2 protein-coding genes are annotated in these 823 nt (G+C 72.1%); both read left to right on the top strand.

Features of this window, described 5'->3' with window-relative positions; translation table 11 throughout:
* Positions 1-405 (top strand): phosphoadenosine phosphosulfate reductase domain-containing protein (locus tag AC3ERT_RS36560; protein WP_435138172.1); only part of this gene is annotated, 405 nt, incomplete at its 5' end.
* A gap of 2 nt (positions 406-407) precedes the next feature.
* Positions 408-823, top strand: a 416-nt coding sequence (locus tag AC3ERT_RS36555) for a GTP-binding protein (protein ID WP_435179495.1), incomplete at its 3' end; no start/stop codon positions are given.

Raw genomic sequence — 823 nt, 5'->3', positions numbered from 1 at the left:
AACCTCTACAACGGCCGACACGCCCCGGGCGAGCACGTGCGGGTCTTCCCGCTGTCGAACTGGACCGAACTGGACGTGTGGCAGTACATCGCCCGGGAGCACATCGCGCTGCCGGAGATCTACTTCGCCCACGAGCGCGAGGTGTTCTCCCGGCACGGCATGTGGCTGACCGCCGGCGGCTGGGGCGGGCCCGCCGAGGACGAAACGGTACAGAAGCGCCGGGTGCGCTACCGCACCGTCGGCGACATGTCCTGCACCGGCGCGGTCGACTCCGACGCCGACACCACCCGCAAGGTGATCGCCGAGATCGCGGTCTCCCGGCGCACCGAGCGCGGCGCCACCCGCGCCGACGACAAGCTGTCCGAGGCCGCGATGGAGGACCGCAAACGCGAGGGGTACTTCTAGCCATGACCGGCACCGCTGACCCTGCTGACCCCACCGGCCCCGCCGGCCCCGTCCGCCCTGACGACCCGTCGGGGCCGGCCCCCGCGGCCACCCTGCTGCGCTTCGCCACCGCCGGCTCCGTCGACGACGGCAAGTCCACCCTGGTCGGCCGCCTGCTCCACGACTCCAAGTCGGTCCTCACCGACCAACTCGAAGCCGTCGAGCGCGTCTCCCAGGACCGCGGCCAGCAGGCCCCCGACCTCGCCCTGCTCACCGACGGCCTGCGCGCCGAACGCGAACAGGGCATCACCATCGACGTCGCCTACCGCTACTTCGCCACCGCCCGCCGCCGCTTCATCCTCGCCGACACCCCCGGCCACGTGCAGTACACCCGCAACATGGTCACCGGCGCCTCCACCGCAGAACTCGCCGTCGTCCT

Source organism: Actinacidiphila sp. bgisy145, from assembly GCF_057708125.1.
The sequence above is the reverse complement of the archived record's forward strand: the minus strand, read 5'-3'. Positions and strand labels throughout refer to the sequence as shown.